The following is a 23750-nucleotide window of genomic DNA, read 5'->3' on the forward strand; positions in this document are numbered from 1 at the left end:
GCTTATCAGCAACCAGCCGCTACATGCCAAGCTCCTGTCGTTGTGGCTCGCTACTCAAGCAGCCCTACAGGTCGTAGGCTCCTCGCCGGTCACCTACGCCAAGCTGCTACGGCAGCTGCCAACCGAGCACCATGCCGAATTGGATAAGCTGTATGACCTGCTTGGGGTAGCAAGCAAGCAGGGCGCGAAAAGCAAGGAATTTACTGATTTCTGGCGGGTGCTCGACTTGAGCGGGTGCGGCGCTGAAAGCCGAATGGGCCAGCAGTTGGCCTTAATGCAGGAATTAGTACCATCTGTCCCGCACGGCGGGCGCGATGTAACACTACAACTTACCGACCTAGTCCGCCGGCAGGCACTACCACCTGACGATGCCGGTGCCTCGCCCCGACTGCTTACTCGTACTAGCGTATTAGCGGCCCTCGGGGTAGTTGATGAGAGTGAATTATTTCCAGAGCCATCGAAGATTAATGTTCCCACTCAGCCTGTTCCTACTGCGGAGGCGGCGAAGCTCGCACAAGCCCTCTTAACCACTGACCAGCGGTTTTTAGCGCACGGCGAGGCCGGGGTTGGCAAAACTACTACGATTCAGCAATTACCGTCGCACCTGCCCGCGAAGTCCGTGGTGCTGGTATATGACTGCTACGGAGGGAGTTACGGCGAGGGAGAATATACCAATCAAAGTAGTGGTCGCCATACGCTTCGGCGCGCTTTCTGGCAGTTGAGCAATGAGTTGGCGCTGGCCACTGGTCTACCTTTTCTCGTTGTCCCGCCTGCTGATAAATATACCTTGCGGGACCATTTTCAGCGCCGGCTCACGGCGGCGGCAAAAGTAGTGGAAGCTGCGGGCGGGCTGCTGGTGCTGGTGGCGGATGCGGCCGACAATTCCGCGTTTAAAGCCCGCAAAGACCTGGAAAGCGACTGTTTTATTCCCTTTTTATGGGAGTTGGTGCTACCAGTTAATTGCCGGCTGCTGATGACTGCCCGCACGCACCGCCTAGCCAGCCTGCAGGCCCCGGCCGGCACCCGGGAGCTAGCATTGACAGGGTTCGATTTGGCAGCTTCCACCCTTCGTTTGCGGCAGGTATTTCCCGCGGCAACTGCAACCCAGGCGGCCACATTTCACCGGCGCACGAATGGCAACCCCCGGGTGCAATATTATTGCCTCGACCCTAGTCCTCACGTGCCCGGCTCCGAAGCGGCCCTTGCGCATACGCTGGCGCGACCGGCCACCAGCGCGGCTACCATCATTGATGATATCCTCAACGCGGCCCTGGTGGAGGTGGCCGAGCCGGAGCAGGCTACCGAACAGCTTGCCACCCTGGCGGCCCTGAATACCCCCATCCCGCTGGACATTTTTGCGGCAGCCTGCCGCATATCATCAGCCCAGGCAACTACGTTTTGCCACTCATTGACCCCTGGTCTTCTGCTGCAAAACGGCTTTATCAGCTTTCAGGACGAAGATTTTGAAACCCAGCTACGGGAGCGTAGCCGGGCCGATGGCCCGCTGCTGGCTACGCACCAACGGCTCGGCGACTACTTCCGGCCCCTGGCAACTACCAGCGCTTACGCGGCCCAGGCCGTGGCCGAGCAGTACGCGGCCGCGGAGCGCCGCGGAGAGCTTATCGACCTGGCGCTGGAAAGCCCGCCCCTGACGTTCATTACGGACAGTGCGGAACGGGTGCGCATCGAACGGAAGCGCTTGGAACTGGCGCTACAGGCGGCCGCCGAGCTGGGCGCTGACCTCGCCGGGGCCAAGCTGCTGGTACTGGCCGCCGAGCGGCTGCAGGCTAACCACGCGCTGAAGGCGCTGGTTACGGCCGACATCGCGTTAGCCGCGCACTTCGGCAATGTCGGCACCGTAACGGACTACTTCCGAGACGGTACTGATGACGCCTGGTTGGGAACCGTGCATTATCAACTGGCTGCCTACTATGCCACTGACCCCGGGCAACGGGCGCGGGCCAAGCACCACTTAGGTAGCGGCCATAGCTGGGTCGACCGCTACTTCAGTGTTTCTGATTACGAGCGGCATAACTGGAAATTAGAGGCCTCAGACATTGCCTGCGAGGCGGAAGCATACTACTGGCTACGTGGCCCGGAGGCAGCCTCTCAGATGCTGCAACGCTGGTCACCTGCTGAGTTTGCGGCGGAGGCGCTCTACCTGCTGCTACAGCGCCTGGCCAAGCGCGTAGCAGGGCCAGCGTTGGAAACGCAGCTGCGCTCCTTGCAGCTGCCCCTCATGGCGCAAGCGCTAGCCCAGGCAGCGCTGTGGGAAACGGGCTACGTAGTCAGCGAAGCCTGGAGTAGTACCGTGGCCGCCCGCCTGCTGCCGTTATTACAGAAACAGAAAATTAAATCCGCGCTTACCCACTGGTCAATGGGCTGGGAAGCCAGTGGCTGGCTACTCTGGCCTTTGCACTTAGCCGAACTGTTTACTCGCCGGCAGTTGGCGAAGGAAACTACGCTCCTGCTCCTGGGTATGCTACCCTCCTTTTCGTTTCGGGAGGCCTTCAAGGATTCGGGCTACGAAGAGCTTGTGGCCCCTATTCGCATTGCCTGCCTGCGAGCCCACTTACAGGCTCAGCCGCTTACTGGTCTGGACTTGTTGCCCCCGTTGAAACAGGGTGACTACCGGTACAAAAGCTATGGTTATCACGAAGACGATTTTTACCGGCGAGACCTCGACCATTTTATTGCGCTCTACACCCACTGGGCGCAGTGGCTCAGCGAAGCGGTGGTGTCCGACGCCGTGCAGCAGCTGATTCGGACGCGCCTGCTCGACCTACGTCCCCCTCGCAGAACCTCCACGGCGGGCTTTCGGGGCCGGCAGGCGCAGTGGCTGCGCAGCGCTAGTTCGTTGCTGGTCCGGATTTCGGGTACCGAGGTCCTGCTTACCGAACTGCTCGACCAGGCTGCGCGCCTGACCAGTCGGGCCCTGGCGCGAAGACTTTGGGAGTACACCTCTTGCGAAATATTTCGTTTTTGGCCGGCTCCCGGGCTCGCGTTTCAGTGCCTGGAGCGGGTAGCTGCCGATGCCCGCGCCGACGAGCTGGCCGTGCATACCCGCTGGTCTATCCTGCTGAGCTGTGCGGCCATCAGCTTTCCGCACGACGAAGCCTTCAGCCGGGGCCTTTATACCGACGCCATTAACGCGGCCTATCAGGGCGTAGGCGACGATGTGGCTCATCGCCTGGCGGTGGGGGCGCAGGCTGCCAGCCAGCTTGGCCACACTATGCCGCCGGCGGAGGGCCATGCTATTGCCACGCAGCTGGCTGGCCTCGTGGAAGCCTATCAGCCCTATCTGTCAGAAGACGATGCGCAGCTGCCCACGCACGCGGTACTGGCCGCGGCTACCACCCTGAGTCCGGCGGCGGGCGTAGCCCTGGGCCTGCGCTGGGATGCGCTGGATGTCGTTCGGCTACCGGAGGGCATCAGGCCGGTCGTGCAGGCCGCCACGGGGGCGCACTGCTGGCAGCCGGCGCAGGCGCTCTGGCTCCTCAAGCTCCGGGGAGAATTTCTGGACATTTCCCCTGATGCACTGGAGGTATTAGCCAAGCTGCCTCATACCACTGCGGCGCAGCGGCAGCAACTTGTCGGGTCATTGAGTGCGCTAGCCGATTGGGTAGCGCGGGATACGCCCCTGGCTCGCCGGCCGGCCGCGCTGCGACGGGTTGCCGCGTGGGCAACCGACCGGCAACTCTCTCACCTGCCGGCCATTCGGGCCATTCAGCAAACCCTTGACTTTACCAACGCTCTGGCCCCTGCCGGGGGTAGCGCTACGGCTGAAGAGCCGAGCCACTACGAGTTAGAGCGCCAACAACGCCAGCAGCAATGGGCCACTGCTGCCCAGCGGGGTGATGTTGCTGCATTCGATGACTGGTTGACTACCAACAATTCTTCTCAGGAAGCTATGGTACCGGCTTTGCTGCAACTAGGCTACGCCGTTCTGCCAGCTCGCCGGGTGGAAGTGCTTGATTTATTGCTGCGGGTGCGCAGCCACCGGGAAAGCCAGGGTTACGCCGTATTGAATGCCCTTGCTGAACTGCTGGGCGCATGGCATACCCTTATTCCCGTGCGGGAATGGGCCGTGCGGGGCTTAGCTGATTTCTACGGCGCTAACCTGGCGCGCCTGGTAGGCGACAGCGGCCAGCCCGCTCACCTGGAGCAGTTTTGCCAGCTGCCCTTGGTAAATCAATCGCGGGCGGCCTTGCTGCTACCTGCTGTTTCCAAGCAACTAGACTCGCTCAGCTCGGCGGCCCTTTGCCAGGTTGCCACAACTCTCCTTAAAAATAGCCCCGCAACGGAGCTACTATCCTTCGTTCAGTGGCTACTGGACCGAATGCAGGCGCAGTTGCAGGCCGAGAAAAAATCGCTGCCCTTCAGCGAGTTACTGGCCCACCCGGACGCCGTAGTCTCACCGCCGGCGTTGTTTGCGCAGCTTATCTGGGCGGTGAGTGGCGACCCCGACAAACGGGTGCGCTGGCAAGCCGCCCACGCGGCCCGGCAGCTGATGAGCTTGTCGGAAAATGACGATTTCAGTCAGCACTTTCTAGCCGAGCTGCTAAAACTCACGCGCACCACTACCAGCTGGCTGCCCACTTCGGAAGAGTTTTACTGGCAAGGTGCGCGGGTGTGGGCCTTAGTAATAGTTGACCGCTTGGCCGACGAGCAGCCTAGTGCACTGGTGCCCCATGTGGCGATACTGAGGCACCATCTCTGCGACGCCCAGTTTCCGCACGCGCAGATTCGGGAGCTGGCCCGGCGCATTCTGCTTAAGGCCCACGCCTATGCCCCCACGGCGCTTACCCCCAGCGATTTGGCGCGCGTGCAGGCGCGCAATCGTCCCGCCTCCTCGCTGGTAAAACGTGGCTCACACGTCCGGGCAGTCGAAGCTTTTCCGGAAGTGAAACGCTCCAACCAGTTCAAGTTCAACGAGCTTGACACGGTCGACCACTGGTTTGAGTCACTGGCCGAAACGTTTGGCCAAACCACGGATAAGATAACTGCGCTGGTTGAGCAGTGGATGCTGGAAAAATGGCATCGCACGGCGGCTGAGTGCGAAGCAGACCGGCTCCAGGACCAGGACCGTTACCAATCGGGACTATTGTCGCACTACAAAATGGACGACACCACCGTGGATAGTCTCGAAATGCACCTGACGCATCACGCGCTGATGTGCGTGGCCGGTTCTTTGGTCGACAAGTACCCTATCCGGATGGATGACTACCCCGAGCCAACCTCTACCTGGGAAGCATGGCTGACGCGCTATTTGCCGCACAGCGGTTCGCCGGGCTGGCTGTCCGATTGGCGCGGGCCTGCGCCGCTACGTCCCGAATGCTGGGGAGTGCTGCCCAAGCCATGGCGGCGGAAGCCCCTACGACATTACTACGAAGTCCTGGGCTTCGGCGAGCCAAGCCGAATTGGGTGGCTGGTGCTGCACGGGCGGCATAGCTTCCAAGAAGACGAATATGAGGGCAGTGTCAGCGTGAGTAGCGTAGCCGTAGCCGCTGAAGCTGGCCGGTCGCTGCTGGGGGCCTTACAGGCAGCGTGGCGGTATGACTATGTATTTCCAACGTTCGGGCTTTCCGACAGAGAGCCTGAAATGCTGGATGGTATACCTGCGCTGTTTACCCTAACGCCGCTGTTAGACGAGGAAATGGGAGGGGATGAACGGGGGCTCGAGCGCCACGACATGGCTGCTCGCAGCGTCTACACCTGCTATCCTACGTTGAGTGCCCACTTTGTCTCGCACGGCGGGCTTACGGCGGGCAAAGATGGCCAGTACTATCTTGACCCGGATGGGCAGCGAGCCGTTGAATACGAGTTCTGGGACGATAGTCTGCACGGGGAGCGTAGCAACCGTAGTGCCGAAGCCCATAGTTTTGGGCACCGCATTTGGGTACGCCAGGACCTGTTGTTGCATTATCTGGCAGCTGCCGGCCAGGTCCTCTTAACTCACGCTACCTTAGCACGTAACGTATCGCCCCGTGAGTATTCCCAAAAACAGCGTATCAGTGACCCCGGAACCCGACGCCTCGCCCTGCTCCACCCCAACGGCCACTTTGAAACAGTGGCAGGACCATGTACGCCTCAGCCAGCTGATAATCCGGGAGCTGGGTAACGAGGATAGAAACGGCGTGCTGGGGCGATGGATGGCTCAGCGCGTAGCCGAGCTGCTGCGCCGGGCCGAAGCTTCCGTAGACCCGGCAGTGAAAGAAGCTGCCGAGCGCGAGTGCCAGGACTTAATCATTCGGCTATGGGAATCCCGAGAGAGCCGGCCAGAAGAAAACCAACTTATTGGCTGGATAACTAATCTGCTTCAGTTACAACGTAAGGAACTGCGCTACTTCTGCCTGGCGATACGCGACCAAATTCCAGCCCCACTGCGGGAAGAGATGCGTCAACTGCTCGCCGAACACCAGAGTGACTTATCGGAGGAGGAAGCTAACATCCTCTATTTCGTGACCAATGCCTCGCAATTGCCTTTCTTCAACCAGGAAGCAGCGGTGGAGATTGACGGGAGTGAAATACAAGAAGAAACTACGTCCGCGTCCACGGCGGAACCGGTTGACCGCCTGGCTGAATTTTTGGCCTTCATTACGAAAGAACGGCAGCAGTTTTTCGCCCGAGTTTCATCTTCACCTCCTACCTAAGTCCCGGCCCGTATCCCTGCTGACCGGCGCCCCTCAGTGCTGCCGCGCTCCCCAAACCTTTTGACGACGATTAACCAGTAGCCTGCCGAAGAACTCGAAAGAGCTGGGCGGGAGCCAGCGGCTCCCATTTACGCCGGCTATAGGTTTCGCGGGCCTCCTCCAGATGGTAGGTCAGCCAACTGGGGTATTCGTATTCGTGTGCCAGCGCCGCCAGGGCCTCATAGGCCTCGGCCGTGGCGCGGCCGGCCAGCAGCTTGCTGAGCATATTACGAAAAATACGCAGCCGGTCAGCCCCCACCGGCCGACGCCCGTTTGGGGTCTTCGTTTCACTTACTCCGACCTCACTTATTACCCATCGAAGCAGGGAGACTACGTGCTCATCGGAAAGGTCGGGGGGCAGGGGCGTAATCCAACTTAGCCGACCGGACTGCCGCTCCATCAGGCTAACCGCTAACTCGGGGCTGAAGCTTAGCAGGTGTTGCCAGATAGCCCACCAGGCCACGGTCGGTAGCTGCTTGACTACCACTGCGTTAAACAGCGACCCGTGGAACGCCGCAAACGTCAACACATGCCAGACCGGGGCCGCTGGCGACTGCGCAAACAGAAAATCGCGGAATAGCTCGGCGGACCTGAAACGTAGTGCCAAAAGCTTGCCCAGCGTTTCCTGGGCAAACAAACTGGGCCACTTGCCCGCCATCACGCCCTGCAACGCCCATCTCCATAGTGCCTTATCGGGCACTTCAGTCAGTAGCTCGCCCAATCGGGCGAGCCCATAGGCACTGGCTTGTAGCTGCTGCCAGTAGTCGGACTGGGCAGCCAGGTGCCGGAGCACAATCCGCCGGTGATACCGCAAGGCAACCCCAAACAACTCGGTACGACGAGCCGCACTTACATGGCCGAACAGCAGGGTCCGCAGCCACGGTTGCCACTGCGCCACCGTGAAGCGGGCAATCCGCCCGGGCTGCACATCCTGGCAGAACAACAACGCCGTGAGGGGAATAGAGTCCTCCTCATAAAAGGTATTTATCGCCTGCCCAAATTCTATTTGCGGGGGCGCGGCCTCCACGGTCCGCCAGGCCAGCTCGCCTAGCCGCTGGCGCAACCGGGCCGACGACCGCAGCCAGGAAATTCCCTTCCCTATTTCCGTTGTAATCCGCTCGCAATGGCCGCTGCTGCTGCGAATGAGCAGTTGCCGGGCTATCAACCAGCTAGCCAGCGGATTCGGGCGGGCGGGGTGCGAGAGGCGGATGAGCAAGCGATGGGTGCGACTATTCATCCGCCGCCGCAACTTGGCCTGCAGGCGCTGTTGCTGCTGCATTTCCCGCGTTTCGTGGTAGCTGGTGCCAGCGTAGCTGTCTACCTCACAAAGCCAAGCAAAGGCCGTATCCAGGTGCCACCGTTGGCCCAACTCGTAGAGGATGGAGAACGTCAGTTGAAACCGGTCTTTCCGGCAATGACTGCCGTCCTCAAATAGCAATAGAGCCGTCCGGAAGAGACTCGCTACAGTAGCTACGTGCGTAGTTGTGCGTAGTAATGCGAGGACCAGTTCGAAGTCGGCAACATCTACCAGCGCCTGCCGTGGGATGCCTTGCTGGCCATAGCGCTTCGGCTCAACTTGATAGGGCTGAGTCAGCGCTGTTGGACGAGGTAGCTGCCGGCGCTGCACCCAGCAGTTTAGCACGCGGTTCCGCAGGGCCGGGTCGTGAGGGATGTTGGGCACCTCCCCCCGCATCAGCAAGCGGCGCAGGGCGAATGCCAGCCACGGCAACACCGCTTCGTTATCGGTATGTTGCCAGGCCCGGCTGATGACAATGTTCCGCACGAATTCGGCCATCTGTAAGTCGGTGCCATAGTCCTGCCGGGGCCGGCGAACCAGCCACCGCAACAGCGCCGGCAGATGCCTTACCGCAAGGCCATCCTGCAAGCCGCCGGTGTAAATCGGGTCAAGAAAGGAGTTGTAAGCACCAGCCAGGGAAGTTTTACGCTGCGGGGTGAGCAGAGGCAGCAGTTCGTCGGCCGCTAAGGCCCCTGGCCACAGGATATGGAGCAGCGTCCCCCGAAACTCGTCGTCGGAGTCATCGGCCGGGATGGCCGTGCGTAACGGCCGCAACTGCTGATAGTCGGCGGCGTTTCCCACAAATTGCAGCGTTTGCAGCGCCTCCACTCGAATGGCAGTAGCCAGGGTGACATCCAGCGCCTGCTGCACCAGCAGGGGCGCCAACGCGTGGACCGCGCAGCTTACGGCCACCTTATGCGCCAACGCCCGGGCTTCGGGCGGCGCGCTGAAGTCCGCCAGAACCGGGGCCAACTGGCTGGCTAGGTGGGGGTGCGCCAGCCGGGTCATATACGGTTCTGCCCGTTGCAGATACAGGTGGCGCTCCGTGGCGATAGCCAGCAGCTGGGCTACCAGGCTAGCCCGTTGGGTATCCGTCGCGGCCAGCACATCGGCGCGCATCGCGGTGAGCGGGTCCAATTGCACCAGGATAGCCGCAAATTCCGGGGACAACGCGGCCAGCCACACGGCCGCGTCGCGTAGTGCCGGTACCACGCCCGCTTCCGGAACGGCTGATTGGAAGAGCTTACGCAGCTGGGCGGGCGCGACTTCGGTTTTGTGCAGTGCCCAGGCAGCCAGAAAATCAGCAAAAACCGGGTGAGCCCACCGCACTTCCGTGACTAACCCGTCTTTAGTCGATGGCACGAACAGCCCCGTATCCTGCACTACCTCTATCACTAACTCCTTGCTTAGCAACAAGTGGGGCTTATCCGGAAACAAGGTTAGAATGCCGGTCACGTCGCGCAGGGGCAGCCGCATTTCATCCTCATTCAGTTCATCAGCGCTGATTACCCGGCGGCGGCTGCATACCATGACGACGGCTAGCTGGGCAGCCACCCGCAGGCGCTGGTCGACATCGGGTAGCCGAAAGTGGCTCTGCTGCGGGTTCCAGCCTTCTTCACACAGCAGTCGGCAGCCACTTTCCAGCAGGTTGATGCCTTTGCCGATAGCCGGCCCGAAGCGGCCAAACTCCCAAAGCTTGAACAGCAGGGCCAGCGTGACGGGCCGGGTGGCCAGGGGCACCGCCTCGGCCCGCTCCACCGCTGCAATCAGGGCGGCCGCGTCAATTTCTTTAACCTCGGCGGCCTGGGCCACCTGATACTTCGTGAGCGGGGCCAGTTGCAGCACCACCACCTGCTCCGGCTGCTCCGGCGACTGGCCAAAATAGGCTTCGAGGTGGTTCGTAAGAGAAACCGGCCAGGTAGCGGTGCGGCTCAAAATTCGTAGGTGCAGCCTCGCGCTGGGCCATTGCTCCAGTAAGCGGCCTATTGCTCGCGCCAGCTTAACCTCATGCAGCAAGGCCTCGTCGAAGCTATCGAGCCAGAGCCAAAGCTCCTCTTCGCGCCGCCCCAGCCAGCGCCGAATGCGTGGGTGGCCTATCAGCTTAGCCTCTATTTGCTGCCAGCTGCCATACTCACCCAGGTTTAAGGATACACTCATGCGGGGCGGCCCACTCAACTGCTGGTGAGTCCACTCGGCTGATTTTCCCATTCCCGGCTCGCCCAGCAAAATCAGGCACGGGGTCTGCTGCCACCGCTCCAGCGGCTCCGCCCCGGCAATACTGGTAAAGTAGTCGGGGTGGGTCAGGGCTTCGTCCACGGCTGGCCCCATGCCCGGCACCCATAAACGCTTCCAGGGATATTTTTGGTTATCAACCATATGTGATTAACAGTGGCCGGAACTACTTTCCAGAAAGATAAAGAAGAGGCGCAATAACGCCGTTTCCGGCTACCTGAGTAGCTGAATCGCTTGGCTCAGCTGCGCTAACGCCCGCAGCAAGGGCTTGTTCCGCTGACCATCCGTTTATCTTTGGCAGGCGCACCTATACCTACTTTTCACGCATGAGTCCAGCCAGTTTGGAGCCCATTATCCGAGAATTAATAGCCTCTAAACGCGAGGGAGACTATTGGGATTTTAAAGCTAAGCCGCACGAAAACAAGGGTAGCTTGCTGCATGACGTGCTATGCCTGGCCAACTCGCTGCACAAGGGCGACCGGTACCTGATTCTCGGCGTTGAAGACCCTATGAAGGGCGCTGCCATAGTGGGACTCGGCCCGACAGAAGCCGGGCGAAAAACCCAATCGAATTTCATTGATTTTTTGAGGGACCAGAAATTTGCCGGGGGCAACCGACCGACAATCAAGCTAATTACCCTAATACTCGATGGCCTGGAAGTAGACGTGTTGGTGATAGCTGACGTGCCAGCCAAGCCTTACTGGCTGACGGAGAATTATACCGACGGGAAACGGCTGGGCCAGCAAGTATACACCCGGGTCGGCGACACGAACACCCCAGTTGATAAGTCGGCTGACGTCGCCTTAGTCGAAAAAATGTGGCGGCAGCGGTTTGGCCTGGACTTGTCGCCCACGGAGCGAATGAGGCAGTTGTTGCGCGAGCCCGCGGGTTGGGATGTTGGCTTTGATACCAAACGCAACGCCTACCATCGGTCGTTTCCGGACTACCAAATTAAGCGTTCGGCTACCGAACCTTTCTGGGAGCCCTACAGCCATTCCTTTTTTAACAAAAACTCCTTTCTCGGCATGGCTGAGTTCATTTACAACTCCACCATTCTCTTTGAGTTAGAGTATGTCTATTTGGACGAGAGGCGGCTGTTGTTGCCTGCTCCTGAGACCGAGCAAATAGCTCTGCTGGGTCACGAAATGCATTACTATTATTATGATTTAAGTGAACCAGCCGGCGATTTTTTCACCTTTCTCACCTCCAAAAATCCTACTCTAGAGTCCCGAGGCTCGACAGCCCCTTTTCTAGTCTTTCGCGATAAAGCTAACCATCAGGCGTTCAGAGATTACCTATCTGCTAATCAGATAAAACTGGCTGACATTGTTCCAAGTAAGAGCGCGCAGTTAGCCGTGCAAGCGCTACAGCGAGATGGTCACTCGCCCTCCATTGACTTGCTCGAAATTGACCGCATTGGGCAGTTGTATTCCGTCTGGCGCGGCACGACATAGACCCTAATTGAAAGTTTAGTCCAGAAGTCGCATTTGCCAGCTTCTGCGCAGTGCTTTACTTAGCCATCTCGTAGGGCAGGCCGCGATACTTCCAATCGGGAAAGCCTTCTTCCAGGCGCACCGCCCCGTAGCCGTGGGCGGTGAGCAGCTGCACGGACTCGTCGGCAAACACGCAGAACGGCCCTCGGCAGTAAGCCACGATGGTGCCGGTGCGCGGCAGTTCTTCGAGCCGGCCCACCAGTTCGGCAAACGGCAGGGACACGGCCTGCGGCAGGTGACCCTGGCGGTACTCGTCGGTGGAGCGCACGTCGAGCAGCACCACGCCTTCCCCGTCCAGTTTGCCCAATAGCTCCATTCAGGGCATGAAATTTTAAGATTAACTCAGTCCAAACCATGATTAACGGCGATAAAAAAGACAGTGACGTGCTGCGACACTACTGCCAGGTGCTCACCGAAAGTATCCAAAGCGCTGGCCAGCCCTTCACTGAAGCGAACCAGATTCAGCACACCTATCTGGACCTGCTTCGACGGATGCGTTGCAGCTTACTAGGGGTTGTTGTCCACCTGGAGCGCTGGCCGGAAATAATCGAGTTGAAGCTGCCCATCTCCCTGGCATTTCGCACAGCGCTGACGGATGCCCTGACGGGGCTCTACCTGGCAACATTCGACGACGATGCGCAGGCATTTCAGCATGAACTGATGGTGCTTGATATCGAGTACTTCAAGTACGTCAAAACCATTTTTGAAAATACGGCGCTGGAAATGCCCACTGCCAATGCCGCTGAGATAGCCCAGGAAGAGCAGACCCGGTGGACCACGCTGTACCAGAAAGCGGAACACCTGCTGCGTGTTCCTGGTGAACCCCAGTTGAAAAGCCCGGAAATGCTGCGCGAGCCCCGGCACCACTACCTGTTTCAGGTGCCCAACGGCCACACGCGCCCGCTATCTGAAAAGGATATGTTCCATCAAATCAAGGCGCACCCGGCTACGCAGCATCTGGCCCGGCTTTACATCGTGCAGCGCCACTTATCCCAGCAGCACCACTACGCCCCGGCAAACCGCGATTTTATTCAACTGCCGCCAGCAATTGACTGCCGCTATTGGTTTGAGGCGTTGGTGTATGTCATTGAAATAAGCGGCATGCTCATGGCCCTGCTAGATGTCCACCAGCCAGTACGCCAGGAATTAGGCGAGCACCAGGCTGCGCTACTGGATTGGCTAGCTGACCGTGCCGAATGATACCTGCCGCTTCTCCCGCTTGGCCAACCCTGCTTGGCTTTTCGCTGCTGCCAGCCGTGGTTATGATTGCCGGCGCGGCCCTGGCCGTGTGGCGCGCCCCCGGCCCCAAGTTGCGCAGTGCTATTCTGCACTTCGCGGCGGGCGTTATCTTCTCCGTGGTGGCCGTGGAGCTGCTGCCCGACATCGTGCAGCACCACGCGCCCTACGAGGTGGCCCTGGGCTTTGGCCTCGGCGTGGCCACGATGCTCGGGCTGCGCTACTTCACTCAGCGGCTGGAAAAGCAGTCGGAGACAGCCCTGGAAATGCCGGCCGCGCCGGGTGCGACTCCGGTGAGTTCTGCCGGTACCTCGCCGCTGCCGTGGGGCCTGCTGGTTGCCATTGGTATTGACATTCTCATTGATGGACTGCTGCTGGGCATTGGATTTGCGGCGGGCGCGAAGGAGGGCACCCTGCTGGCAATCGCGCTCACTATTGAATTACTCTCGCTAGGCCTGGCCACGGCGGTGGAGCTGCGCGACGGCGGGCACAGCAAGGGCCGGGCCGTGGCCATCGTGGCGGGCACTTCCTTAATGCTACTCGTGGGGGCGGGTATCGGCACTACCGTGCTGCGCGGGGCCACCGGCAACTTGCTCGAAGTAGTGCTTTCCTTTGGCCTGGCCGCCCTGCTGTTCCTGGTCACCGAAGAGTTGCTGACCGAAGCCCACGAGGAAGCGGAGACGCCGCTACTCACGCTGGCTTTCTTTGTCGGCTTTCTGCTGTTTCTGCTGCTGGGCATGGTTGCCTGACTCATATAGTAAACATCCGTACCGCTTATACATTTCTCATGCACACCGTTATGATTGACCTCACCCTGACGCCGGAAGGTCGCCGCCTGGCCTTCTCCAAAGAATTGCTGGAAGTGGCCCACGTTTTCCGCCGGGTGGGCGGGGCGGCTGGCCCCTGGCAGCGGGTGGCCGTGAACACCCGCTCGCCCTACCTGGATGCCGATGTCTTCGCACCGGGAACGCAGTTGGAATATTACGTGCAGCACGAAACACAGCGGGGTGCCGCAGAAGCCCGTAGTCACCTAGTTAGCACCACGCTGCCCTTATAGTCCATCCCGGCCTGTATGCTGCGCGCTCACCTACTTGCGTCGGCGGGGAGCACGCCGGGGTACTACAACCGGCGCAGGCGGACCACTACTTCCCGAATGACCGAAAAGGTGTAAGTCGTGACCTGTTTTCCCGGCTGCACGGCGAGGGCCGCCGCACTGGCAACCAGCACCGGGGGCCGGGTAACTTCGTGATAGAGCTGCACTCCCCGGTAGCAGGTGAATAATATACCGGCCGCCAGGGCAAACAGCGCCGTGTAAAAGGCAATTTTCTTCGTGTTCATTGGGTTGCGCTTGTACAAAGCCGGGCACCAGCCCGGTGGTATGCGGTGAAAAATCAGTTGAGGCGAAGGAGCGCTAACCCGCCCCGACACGGGTAAGTAGCCCCTATGCAACCTCGCCGGCAGGCTTCGAGAGGATAAAAGCAAACTTTTTTTGGAGAGCAGAAAAATGGCCGGGTCAGCCAGCAGCGCGCTTACAAAGGTGAGCCAGCAGCAACGGCGATTTGTTAGATACCCGCATCTAGGCAATTACCTTTGCAGCAAGCACTTGCTAATAAATAGCGCCCGTTGCCTACCTTATCAAGGGGGCTGCAAGCGCGGTTTAATAGGGGGGCCAGACGCAACTATATCATAAGCTTGCCGGAAGGCAGCTCGCCAGCGGGGTGGGGCAGAAACTCTGAGCAGATTCATCGCCACAAACCTGCGATGGCCGCGCAACGAATCATAGGACACCATTTGCGTTTTCGTTATTTGCAATTGTTATTAACGCAAAACGCCTTTGTCACTCCTCGACAACTCCCAAATTGCCTGCGAATACTGCCGGCAAAAGTTTGTCCCCAAAAAGCGGTGGGTACAGAAATACTGCGGCAGCCCCTGCCGGGTAGCGGCCTGCAACCAACGCGCTGGGCGGGCCCATCCGCTCGAAAGCCAGTCGGCCACCAAAGCCCGCCGGCGCAAAGAGCGCGGGCGCACGCCCACCGCCGTAGCTGCCAATCAGCCGGCTCCAGCGAATGAGGAAGTACTCGCCGCCATCGGGCAGCTGGCCGAGCGCCTGTCGGCAATGGAACAGTTGCAGCAGCAGTTGCTGGCCTTGCTCCTGCCACCGGCCGCGTAGGCGGCCTTATCCGATAGGCATAAAAAAGACCTTGCCGAATCAGCAAGGTCTTTCTGCATGTTGCTAGTGCTTTCCTATCAATGGCGAGGGGCACCGGTTCAAATGTAGAGCTTGGAGCTTTACTTAATCGAGCTATTCAGCTCATCGCACAAGGCTTGAGGGATAGCCAGGGTAATGGCCTCGCCGCTCTTGCGATGGTAGAGTTCGGTGATTCGGGCATTGACAGCTTTAAGTAGCTAGGCTGCTACTTGGACACCCGGTAAGTTGGCCTTGGCACAGCCAGCAACCGAGCTTCGTAGGGCAGCGGTTGCAAACCCGCCAGCCTACACCTTCCTTTACTACACCTACTCAAATTCCCTTTTCTATGGAGCTATCCTTACTCGACGGTGAACGCCTCTTGCACCAGTCACCCAACCAAGTTGTCAGCCTTACTACGCACCGGGTGCGGCTGCACCGGGCTAGTGGCTCGGCCGCCCATATTGTGTCCATGATGCTGGAGAAAGTCAGCTCTTGTGAAATTCGCTACCTCAGTCACCCGTGGCTATTGCTGGTGGGGGCACTGCTGGCAGTAAGCGGCGTATTGGCGTTGTTTCAGCGGGTCGAGCCGGGCATCGTGGCCTTGCTACTACTAGTTGGCGGCGGGTTGCTTATCGCTTATTTTGCCTCGCGTCATCACGTAGTCAGCATTACCTCCGACGGGGGAACCCGCCTAAGCTTCGAAACCAAGGGCATGCAGCGCCAGGTAGTGATTGGCTTCATCGACCATCTGGAGCAGGCCAAAGACCAGCGAATGCTTCAACTAAGCCGGGGTGGGCATTCTCTAGCTGGCCAACCGGATGCGCTGTACGCTGCCCGCTAACGAGCTGTGTGTAGTGAGGTACTACTATCACTCGTTCCGGTATTTGAAGCGGCCATCATTTCTGATTTACCGACCTCGTTACGGGAAGGCAAACGCGCTTTGCGGCTGAGTGATGATGATTTTAGAAAATAGCGAATAGATTTTACGCCTTCCGGAAAGACTCTGCTCACAGGTACCCCCTTCAATTTACAAGTCCGAGCGGACGGGCAAAAACGAGGTAAGCATGAGGAGAAAAAGAATTGGACACTAACAAAATTCTTACTAAAAATTCGCAAATAATGTATATACATCAATCCGCCACCTTGCGAAGTGCTCGCCTGCACCACCATTCTGCTTCGCACCACAACTTGTCTGAAAGTCCTTGATTATTAACTTAAAAAAAATCGACTCGCCTTGTTTTGAGTTTTTATAAATTCTTTCATATTCTTTACTTATTTAAGGGTGCCATAACTTACTTATTTTCAAATAATTGTCGGCATCAAAAGGGGAAGGAATGCCGCGCTACTAAGGAAGGAATGCCGTGAACTAAGGAAAAGATGCCGTTGAAGTAAGGAAGGAATGCCGTGAACTGAGGAAGGAATGCCGTTGAGTAGGGAAAGATATTGATTTCTTCCTTAGTTTGCGGCATTCCTTCCCTAGTTTGACTCATTCACCCATGAAAGGGCTCCAGACCACCAGGCTCCACGAAGTCGCATTTCTAAGCAATACCATCATCCGTTCTCCGCTGTACCTCAGTAACATCGAGGCCCGGTTGTTTGCGCTGGCACTGGGGTGCCTGCACCAGAAGGAGGATTCGCTGGAGTTCTCCGTGCATTTTAATGATGTGACGACCAGCTCCCGCAATGGGGGTAGCCAATACACGGTGCTGCACGAAGCCCGCGCCCGGCTTACCCAGCCGCTCATCACGCACGATAAGAGCAAGGGGAAGCGCCGTAGTGATGCCATTCCGCTCTTCACCATCATCACCCTGGATGAGGGCACGAGCCTGGTCACTGGCCAGTTCAACCCTATTCTGAAGGAGTATTTGCTCGGCCTCGCCGGCAAGTTCACCACCGTAGAGTTGGAATCACTGTTAACGCTTAAAAGTGCCCACAGCCAGCGCCTGTTCTGGATTCTGCGCAGCTACCACAACCAGACCTGGCAGGAGCCTATTTCGTTCGAGCAGCTGCGCGAGTGGTTGTTTGGGGAAAATTCCGATATCTATCCCCTTTGGAACGACTTCAACCGCTACGTGCTGAAACCCGCCCTCCTGGAGTTTCAGGCCATTGGCTGGGCAGTGGACGTGACCGTCGAAAAGCGGGGCCGCCGGACGGACACGCTTTTGTTCAAAATGACGAACACCCAGGGCAGTGCCGAGACGCCGGAACTGAGCAAGTCCAAAAAAGCGCTCACCCTGGGCGAAATTACCGAGTTTCGCGAGCTTCTGGCGGCTAAATACAAGGAGCTGCCCGCGCTCTACGACCGGCTGCGACTGGACTTTGAGCTCAAGGAATACCAAGCCCGCGAAGTAGTCAACAATATCTCGGACCTGACGGCCTATCGACTGGTCACTAAGGTGCTCTACGAAGTGCGCCTCGCCCTCTCCGACCGTAAGCCCCTTAAATCGCTGGCGGCCTACACGCTCAGCCAACTAAAAGCCGTATTGCCCGTGTATCAGCCACTGGGTGAGGCAGTAGGGAATCCGGCTGAGCCAGCCTCGCAGGGCAAGGCTACCAAGAGTCCGCAACAACAGCAACTCGAAGAGGCCCGGCTGCGGCTGCAATTCGTGCAGCAAGAGGCCCCGGCGACCCTTTTTTCCGAGCAGGATAAAGCAGCGCGAACAGCAGAGCTGGAAGCGGAAATCGCTGCCCTGACAAAGCAGTTGGAGCAGAGGTAGCTTCAGAAATTCAGAATGAAAATAACGAGCGCTCTAGAACCGCGTAGCACTCAGATGACCCAGTAGTACTTTTCAATCAGGTACTGATAATACGCTGCGCCGCAGTGGTAATCAGGATGGCGGTGTAATGTCATCGGATTCGCCACTGGTCACAGTGAACAGCGTTTAGTGAGCAAATAGATACAACAGCTAGTCCCCAAAATGTGCCCCTTGCAATTGCGGGTCGTCAACTACGACCTGCGTATGGGCAATATCCTCCTAGTGGGTCCAGAATTAACAACGCTTTTGGTGAGCCGTATTTTTAGTATTATCTGAGAAGGCTAACGGCAAGTGGTTTCAGGAGACATTCCATTTGTTGAATTATATCATAAAAATGTGCAATATGACGACATTATACTGACACGGTAACGTCCTAAACAGTAGGTGCACAATATGCTTTTACCCATAATACGTGATGTGCAATTAAAGTGTCTGTGAAAAATAATTTATTGGTAGTCAGTAATTAACAATGTATAATCGCAAAACATCCACTAAAAAGTGGATGTTTATCGGGTGCAGCTGTATATCTTTGTTAAGTACAGAATGAAGGCAGCATGTAATAACCACTAATTGGTTGGCTGTTGCTTAACGTAGCTACCATATGCTTGCTTCTCAGATTCCTGCTCCTGCCCCAGACGAGGTGGCAATGCTCCGTCAGGAAGCTGATAAGCAGACTTTTCGTAAGGAGCAGTTTTCGTTTACCCGCTACTATTATGAGGGCCGGGTAACGCGGCAACGCTTTACTACTCCGGCGCTGGATGAATTACACGACACCCAGGTTCACAACCAATATCGGGAAAAATACCAATTTATGTTCCCCGAGCAGCTTGTTCGGATGCGCGAGCGCTACGGTTTGACAGCTGCTCGCATGGCGCTACTGCTTGACTTTGGTCCCAATCAGTATGGTAATTACGAAGCTGGCGAGGTGCCTAGCGCCTCAAACGCCAAGATTTTGCGTCTTGCCAATGACCCGACTACGTTTCTAGGCATTGTACGCGATAAGCGCGAGGAATTGCGGCCGACTGAGTATGAGAAGCTGCGTCGCCACATTGACGCGTTGCTCGACGCACAGACGCCGCGCCGGGTTGCTGGCTTGGCTGTAGCCCCCACTTTCTCAGTGGCCGAGCCTGACCCCGACCAGTATACCGGCTACGTGGTGCCGAGCCCGGAAAAATTTGCCGAACTCGTGCTTTACTTTTTTGGCCACTTAGATAATCTATTCAAAGTAAAGCTGCTCAAGCTGCTGTTTTACTGCGACTTTCAGCATTACCGCCTGTTTGGTCGAGCTATTACCGGCCAGCGGTACCGGGCTATTCAGCATGGCCCCGTACCGCAGGAATACGGACAGCGTCTGCAGGAAATGGTGCAACAAGACCTATTGCAGGCCAGCTTTCACAGCAGCCTGGTACAAAGCTCAGACGGTAGTCCGGTACTCGTGCATAAAGCCACGCGGGCCGCCAGGCTGGAGGTGTTCACCGACACCGAACGGCAGGTTATTCAACAGGTGTTTCATCGCCTGGGTCGCAAGACCCGGGTTGAACTGGAAAATCTAAGTCATACCGAGCGCGCCTGGCAGGAAAACAACGCGCAGCACGGTCGAATCAGCTACCAAGCCTACGCGTTTGATTTACAATCGCTGCCGCTGGGCCAGTAATTTTCGCGCTTAAAAACCTTAACTAGCACTATAAAAAACTAAAAACCAGCCATCGCAGGCCGCGACGACTGGCAAAGAGAAAAGTAATCAACGATTGGACCCGTAGTTACGTGGCCGGGGGTAGTGCCCCGGCAGCTTCTCTCTTCCTATTTCAAGTGAGGGTGCAAAGGTAGCGGCTTCCCGTTACGGAACAAGACTTTGCCCTGTTGCGAGGCCCGGGCTTTTGCTCACCCCCCGTTGCCGGGTGGGCACCCCCTTATTGCCTTTGCGCAGGTGGCCTTCGAGGGCTGCCCTACCTCGCCGTGCCTAGTTGCTAGAAGTAAGCCAGGCAGGAACACGGTGGCCCCAGCCGCCTGCGCGACAGGATGAATAGTCACTCTGTAACAACCCGTCGCTTTTATGTCTTATTTAGATTATTTAACGGTCAAGGAAAGTCCGGCCGAAATCTACGCGCGCAAAACGGCGCTCTATTCCATTTTTGACCGCCTCGGCCAGGAGTTAGAAATGCCCCCTTCGCGCTACGAGGAAGCCAAAAAACGCTATACTTCCGTCAGCAACTGGTTGCAGGGGTGTCGGAAGCTGGGGCCGCTGGACCCCATCATGTTTGGGCAGGGGTCCTTTGCCCTGGGTACTACCGTACGCCCGCTGCACGGCGATGAGTTCGACGTAGACTTTATTAGCCACCTGCAACTGGCGCATCCGCAGCTATACACGCAGGAGCAGGTATATGAGCTGATTTTGAGTCGTTTACGGGCCAATGGCGACTACGTCAATATGGTGCAGCTCATGAAACGCTGCGTGCGCCTGTGCTACGCCAACGAGTTTCACCTGGACATTACGCCAGCGGTGAGCAATCCGACCTGCCCACGGGGCAGCCTCTACGTGCCCGACCGTAAACTCGCCATCTGGAAGGACTCCCACCCAAAGGGATACGCTGAGTGGTTCACGGACATTGCCAAGTTAAAGCCCCGGTTTACCACCCTGAGTAAATCGTTTTCAGAAACCCGTCACGTTGCCCTCGGCACCACGGAGCCCCTGCCCGAGCAGCAGGCTTACCGCGGCGTGCTGCGCCGCGCCGTGCAGGTGATGAAGCGCCACCGCGATACGTTCCGGGAAAAGCAGCCTCGGTTGGCTGACTATGCCCCCATTTCCATCATCATTACCACGCTGGCGGCGCACGCTTACGAGCTGGCGGTTGGGCTGGGCGAATACGATTCGGAGTTCGATTTGATGAACGCAGTTATTACCCTGATGCCCCGCTTTATTGAGGGACCCGACTGGAAAGGCTGCTACCAGGTGAAGAACCCGAGCAATGACGGCGAGAACTTTGCCGACAAGTGGAGTGAGCCGCAGTACCATTTGGTATTCACGCAGTGGCACCATGCCATGCAGCGTGACTTGCAGACCTTGGAAAAGCTGCACGGCCAGGATGAGCTGCAGAAATCACTGCGCGATTCGCTGGGGGCGCCGGAAGTAGACCGGGTGTTCAGCAATCAGTTGCAGCAGCTCAACCAGCAGCGGCAGCAGGGCCGCCTGAGCATTACCGCGCCCGCAGCTGCTCCGGCCGCCGCCAGCATTCCGCTGGCTCGCAATACGTTTTTTGGTCGGGCTTAATTTACCTACGCATGGCTTACCAAGGAATACGACCCTTGACGCTGGCGCAGCAGTATGCCGCGTTGCGCGTAGACTGGCCGGAAGGCGAAGCGCAGCTTGACCAGCACGGGCTGCGGTGGACAGGGCCGCTGTAGCCCACGGCGCTGGGCCGGCGCTACGTGGTGCAGGTGAGTTACCCGTCCCTGGCCCACGAGCCGCAGGTCCACGTGCTAGGCCCTTCGCTGAAGCAGCTAGCTTCGGGCCGGCGCATTGAACACCTCTACTGTCAGAAGACGGAGCGGTTGTGTCTGTACACCCCCAAGCAGCACGAGTGGCGTCCGCAGCTGCGCTTATCGCGCACCCTGCTACCCTGGGCCGCACTGTGGCTGCTCTACTTCGAAGATTGGGTAGTCACGGGTGAGTGGCGGGGAGGCGGCACGCACCCTACGCCCCGCCCGGCGCGCTCTTTCAACCGCACCATTCTACGTCGCTTAGCATGAAAAATACAGAAGAACTGGTGGCCAAGCCCCCGAAAAAGGCGCAGCGGCAGAAACCGAAACCAGAAGTGGTGCGCGCTATCTACGCCCGCGCTGCCGGCCGCTGCCTGCTGTGCAGCAAAGAGCTGACCATGAGCCGAGAACTGGGAGAATATGCGTTTAACATCGGCGAAATGGCTCACATCGTGGGCCAAAGCCTAGATAAGACATCGCCTCGGTCGGATTTTGAGCTGCCGAAAGAACTGCGCGACGAGGCCGATAATTTTTTGCTGCTCTGCTCCGGCTGCCATAGTATCATCGATGCTGGGGCTACGCGCAAGGATTTTACCGTGCAGTGGCTGCGGGACTGGAAAAGAGACCGCGAGGCACACATTGCGCACGTGACGGGGCTGCCGCAGAGCCACCGCACCTGCATTGTGCGCCTGGTAGGGCTTATTCGGGGGCAGGCGGTGCAGATAACCACCAGCGAGTGCAATAGCGCCACACTGCACCATTCCACCCCGCGCTTTGCCTTTTTTCCGTTGGTATACGGTCGGCAGGAAGTGGGAATAGACCTGACCCGGCTGGGCGAGCCGGAGCACAACCCGCAGTACTGGACCAGTGTGCAGTACCAGGTGCAGACGGCGCTAACGCAAATTCGCACCGGTATTGAGCGTGGCGAACTGGACCACTTATCTGTTTTCGGCTTCGCCCGCATCCCCGTGCTGGCCTACTTTGGCTTTGCCCTAGGTAACAAGGTTGCCACTACGCTTTTTCAGCGGCGGCGCACCGATGACAAGCCCTGGCACTGGCTCACGGCTGCTGAGCCGAGAGGCTTCGAATGGGTTTGCCTGCAAACCGGTACCGATGCGCAGTGCGTAGCGCTGGTGCTCAACATCAGCGGCACCATCCAGTTGGCCGAACTGCCCACCCCGATTGACGAGCGCTACTACGTTGTCGGAATCAAACCCATTGGCTGCGACCCGCAGCCCGATGCGTTGCTCTCGGAGGCTTGCCTGCAAGCATTCCGGCAGTGCTACCGGCAGGTGTTGGCTCACCTGGAAGCTCACTACAAGCTTGCCCGCGCCGTGCACCTGTTTGCGGCCGTACCGGCCGGGGTAGCCTTATTGCTCGGGGCTGACCTGCTGCCCGACGTGCAGCCGGAGGTGATTTTGTACGACCGCCAGCCCCGCGAGTTCAGCCCGGCCCTGCGCCTTAATTCACCCCGCTAGCTGGCGGCTATTGAGGTAAAGGTTCTTCCTGTTCTTCGCCACGCAGTCTTTACCTGAGTTAAACAGGTATGGGCTGCGTGGCAAAGTAGCGGTTCATGCCAGCAAACAGGTAGTCGGCCGCCTGCATTTCCTGAAGCTGCTGCGCAATATCCGCTCGTAAGTCGGCTTCGGGTACCGCCAGCAAGGCCCGCTGCAACAAGCGAAACGCCTTGTAAATTTTATAGCGCAGCGTCTTGAGCTCGACCCGGTTTAGCCCGTAGTATTGCTCCGCAGCCGTTACGTAGGCCCCGGCCGCCGGATGGGCCGCTACCAGCGTCACTTCCTGGGTTACCTCGTCAGCCTCGTAGGCGAAGTACTGGGTCGGGTCGTCGAGGTAAGGATTGAGTAGCAGCGCCTGCTCCCGCTGGTGTTCCTGCTCGTAATGCGTCAGTTTATACCCAACGGTTGTGGCCAGGGGGTCAGGAGAAAGCTGGCCCACCAGTTGCTGAAGGTCGGCTTCGGTAGCCTGCGCGTCAACTGACGGCGCGGTCAGGGGCGCTGGCCCAGCCGTGGGAAACGCATCATTCTTGTACGACTGATTGCAAATCTGACAGGCGTACAGGTAGTTGTCGTAGGTGTAGGCTAGCCACCAATAGACGCTTTTCGGTCGGTAGTGCTCCACGTCGCCGTGCGCGACGATGGCCGTGGTGGCCTCGCAGTAGGCGCACTTATCCGCGCTTTCCTTCCTGAGCTGGGTTTTAGCCCCTTTCCAAAACGCGGCCCGGAAGCTGTGCTGCGCTAGGGTGCCACGTAGAATATCACGTTGAATTTGCAGCAGCTCCAGGTCGCGGGCATGCTTACCCTTACCCCGGTACTTGGCCGCAACAGCCTGGGCGGAACGCTCTCGCTCTAACGAAATCAT

At 58.3% G+C, this 23750-nt stretch carries 17 protein-coding genes; 13 read left to right on the forward strand and 4 right to left on the reverse strand.

Features of this window, described 5'->3' with window-relative positions:
* Positions 1–787: 787 nt before the first annotated feature.
* Both E4631_RS19575 and E4631_RS19580 read left to right on the forward strand, forming a co-directional pair.
* Positions 788–6121 carry a hypothetical protein gene (locus E4631_RS19575; RefSeq protein WP_133658947.1) on the forward strand — a complete coding sequence of 1778 codons (5334 nt, stop codon included), beginning with the start codon at positions 788–790 and terminating at the stop codon, positions 6119–6121.
* The gene (locus E4631_RS19580) at positions 6063–6653 is read left to right on the forward strand and encodes a hypothetical protein (RefSeq protein WP_133658946.1); all 591 of its coding nucleotides are present in this window, start codon (positions 6063–6065) and stop codon (positions 6651–6653) included. The genes E4631_RS19575 and E4631_RS19580 overlap by 59 nt, the downstream gene beginning before the upstream one ends.
* Positions 6654–6723: 70 nt before the next feature.
* On the opposite strand, the gene E4631_RS19585 is transcribed toward E4631_RS19580, so the two are convergent.
* Positions 6724–10365 (reverse strand): NACHT domain-containing NTPase, encoded by a 3642-nt coding sequence (locus E4631_RS19585; RefSeq protein ID WP_133658945.1) that lies wholly within the window; start codon positions 10363–10365, stop codon positions 6724–6726.
* Positions 10366–10547: 182 nt separating this feature from the next.
* Between E4631_RS19585 and E4631_RS19590 the strand changes: the two genes are divergently transcribed.
* Complete coding sequence (locus E4631_RS19590; protein WP_133658944.1) at positions 10548–11675, forward strand: helix-turn-helix domain-containing protein; 1128 nt, start codon at positions 10548–10550, stop codon at positions 11673–11675.
* Positions 11676–11730: 55 nt separating this feature from the next.
* Here E4631_RS19590 and E4631_RS19595 read toward each other — a convergent pair whose 3' ends face one another.
* Entirely contained in the window at positions 11731–12030 is a 300-nt protein-coding gene (locus E4631_RS19595; RefSeq protein ID WP_133658943.1) for a rhodanese-like domain-containing protein, read from the reverse strand.
* Positions 12031–12068: 38 nt separating this feature from the next.
* On the opposite strand from E4631_RS19595, the gene E4631_RS19600 reads away from it, so the two are divergent.
* Genes E4631_RS19600 through E4631_RS19610 form a run of 3 tightly spaced genes read left to right on the forward strand, consistent with a single transcriptional unit; the run spans position 12069 to position 14007 of the window.
* Positions 12069–12914, forward strand: a complete 846-nt coding sequence (locus E4631_RS19600) for a hypothetical protein (RefSeq protein ID WP_133658942.1) — start codon at positions 12069–12071, stop codon at positions 12912–12914.
* Positions 12911–13699, forward strand: a complete 789-nt coding sequence (locus E4631_RS19605; protein WP_240735089.1) for a transporter — start codon at positions 12911–12913, stop codon at positions 13697–13699. The genes E4631_RS19600 and E4631_RS19605 overlap by 4 nt, the downstream gene beginning before the upstream one ends.
* Positions 13700–13737: 38 nt before the next feature.
* On the forward strand, positions 13738–14007 hold the full coding sequence (locus E4631_RS19610) for a hypothetical protein (protein ID WP_133658941.1): 270 nt from the start codon (positions 13738–13740) through the stop codon (positions 14005–14007).
* A gap of 62 nt (positions 14008–14069) precedes the next feature.
* Here the strand turns inward: E4631_RS19610 and E4631_RS19615 are convergent, their stop codons facing one another.
* The gene (locus E4631_RS19615; RefSeq protein ID WP_133658940.1) at positions 14070–14288 is read right to left on the reverse strand and encodes a hypothetical protein; all 219 of its coding nucleotides are present in this window, start codon (positions 14286–14288) and stop codon (positions 14070–14072) included.
* A gap of 496 nt (positions 14289–14784) precedes the next feature.
* On the opposite strand from E4631_RS19615, the gene E4631_RS19620 reads away from it, so the two are divergent.
* The 7 genes from E4631_RS19620 (at position 14785) to E4631_RS19650 (ending at position 22849) form a co-directional block, all read left to right on the forward strand.
* On the forward strand, positions 14785–15120 hold the full coding sequence (locus tag E4631_RS19620; protein WP_133658939.1) for a hypothetical protein: 336 nt from the start codon (positions 14785–14787) through the stop codon (positions 15118–15120).
* 364 nt (positions 15121–15484) lie between these two features.
* On the forward strand, positions 15485–15979 hold the full coding sequence (locus E4631_RS19625; protein ID WP_133658938.1) for a hypothetical protein: 495 nt from the start codon (positions 15485–15487) through the stop codon (positions 15977–15979).
* Positions 15980–16634: 655 nt separating this feature from the next.
* On the forward strand, positions 16635–17855 hold the full coding sequence (locus E4631_RS19630; protein WP_133658937.1) for a replication initiation protein: 1221 nt from the start codon (positions 16635–16637) through the stop codon (positions 17853–17855).
* Between the two features lie 685 nt (positions 17856–18540).
* Positions 18541–19548 (forward strand): type II toxin-antitoxin system antitoxin SocA domain-containing protein, encoded by a 1008-nt coding sequence (locus E4631_RS19635; protein ID WP_205704274.1) that lies wholly within the window; start codon positions 18541–18543, stop codon positions 19546–19548.
* A gap of 399 nt (positions 19549–19947) precedes the next feature.
* Positions 19948–21162, forward strand: coding sequence for a nucleotidyltransferase (locus E4631_RS19640; RefSeq protein ID WP_133658935.1), 1215 nt, complete (start codon positions 19948–19950; stop codon positions 21160–21162).
* A gap of 167 nt (positions 21163–21329) precedes the next feature.
* Positions 21330–21641: a hypothetical protein gene (locus E4631_RS19645; RefSeq protein ID WP_133658934.1), complete on the forward strand. Its 312-nt coding sequence runs from the start codon at positions 21330–21332 to the stop codon at positions 21639–21641.
* Positions 21638–22849 (forward strand): SAVED domain-containing protein, encoded by a 1212-nt coding sequence (locus E4631_RS19650; RefSeq protein ID WP_133658933.1) that lies wholly within the window; start codon positions 21638–21640, stop codon positions 22847–22849. The genes E4631_RS19645 and E4631_RS19650 overlap by 4 nt, the downstream gene beginning before the upstream one ends.
* A 58-nt stretch (positions 22850–22907) precedes the next feature.
* On the opposite strand, the gene E4631_RS19655 is transcribed toward E4631_RS19650, so the two are convergent.
* Complete coding sequence (locus E4631_RS19655) at positions 22908–23750, reverse strand: hypothetical protein (RefSeq protein WP_133658932.1); 843 nt, start codon at positions 23748–23750, stop codon at positions 22908–22910.

The organism is Hymenobacter sp. UV11, from assembly GCF_004684095.1.
Lineage (GTDB): Bacteria > Bacteroidota > Bacteroidia > Cytophagales > Hymenobacteraceae > Hymenobacter.

Bases quoted from the DNA above. Each gene is read 5' to 3' on its own strand.
- E4631_RS19585 (WP_133658945.1), bottom strand. From the start codon at position 10,365: ATGGTTGATAACCAAAAATATCCCTGGAAGCGTTTATGGGTGCCGGGC.
- E4631_RS19590 (WP_133658944.1), top strand. From the start codon at position 10,548: ATGAGTCCAGCCAGTTTGGAGCCCATTATCCGAGAATTAATAGCCTCT.
- E4631_RS19595 (WP_133658943.1), bottom strand. From the start codon at position 12,030: ATGGAGCTATTGGGCAAACTGGACGGGGAAGGCGTGGTGCTGCTCGAC.
- E4631_RS19600 (WP_133658942.1), top strand. From the start codon at position 12,069: ATGATTAACGGCGATAAAAAAGACAGTGACGTGCTGCGACACTACTGC.
- E4631_RS19605 (WP_240735089.1), top strand. From the start codon at position 12,911: ATGATACCTGCCGCTTCTCCCGCTTGGCCAACCCTGCTTGGCTTTTCG.
- E4631_RS19610 (WP_133658941.1), top strand. From the start codon at position 13,738: ATGCACACCGTTATGATTGACCTCACCCTGACGCCGGAAGGTCGCCGC.
- E4631_RS19615 (WP_133658940.1), bottom strand. From the start codon at position 14,288: ATGAACACGAAGAAAATTGCCTTTTACACGGCGCTGTTTGCCCTGGCG.
- E4631_RS19625 (WP_133658938.1), top strand. From the start codon at position 15,485: ATGGAGCTATCCTTACTCGACGGTGAACGCCTCTTGCACCAGTCACCC.
- E4631_RS19630 (WP_133658937.1), top strand. From the start codon at position 16,635: ATGAAAGGGCTCCAGACCACCAGGCTCCACGAAGTCGCATTTCTAAGC.
- E4631_RS19635 (WP_205704274.1), top strand. From the start codon at position 18,541: ATGCTCCGTCAGGAAGCTGATAAGCAGACTTTTCGTAAGGAGCAGTTT.
- E4631_RS19640 (WP_133658935.1), top strand. From the start codon at position 19,948: ATGTCTTATTTAGATTATTTAACGGTCAAGGAAAGTCCGGCCGAAATC.
- E4631_RS19650 (WP_133658933.1), top strand. From the start codon at position 21,638: ATGAAAAATACAGAAGAACTGGTGGCCAAGCCCCCGAAAAAGGCGCAG.
- E4631_RS19655 (WP_133658932.1), bottom strand. From the start codon at position 23,750: ATGATTTCGTTAGAGCGAGAGCGTTCCGCCCAGGCTGTTGCGGCCAAG.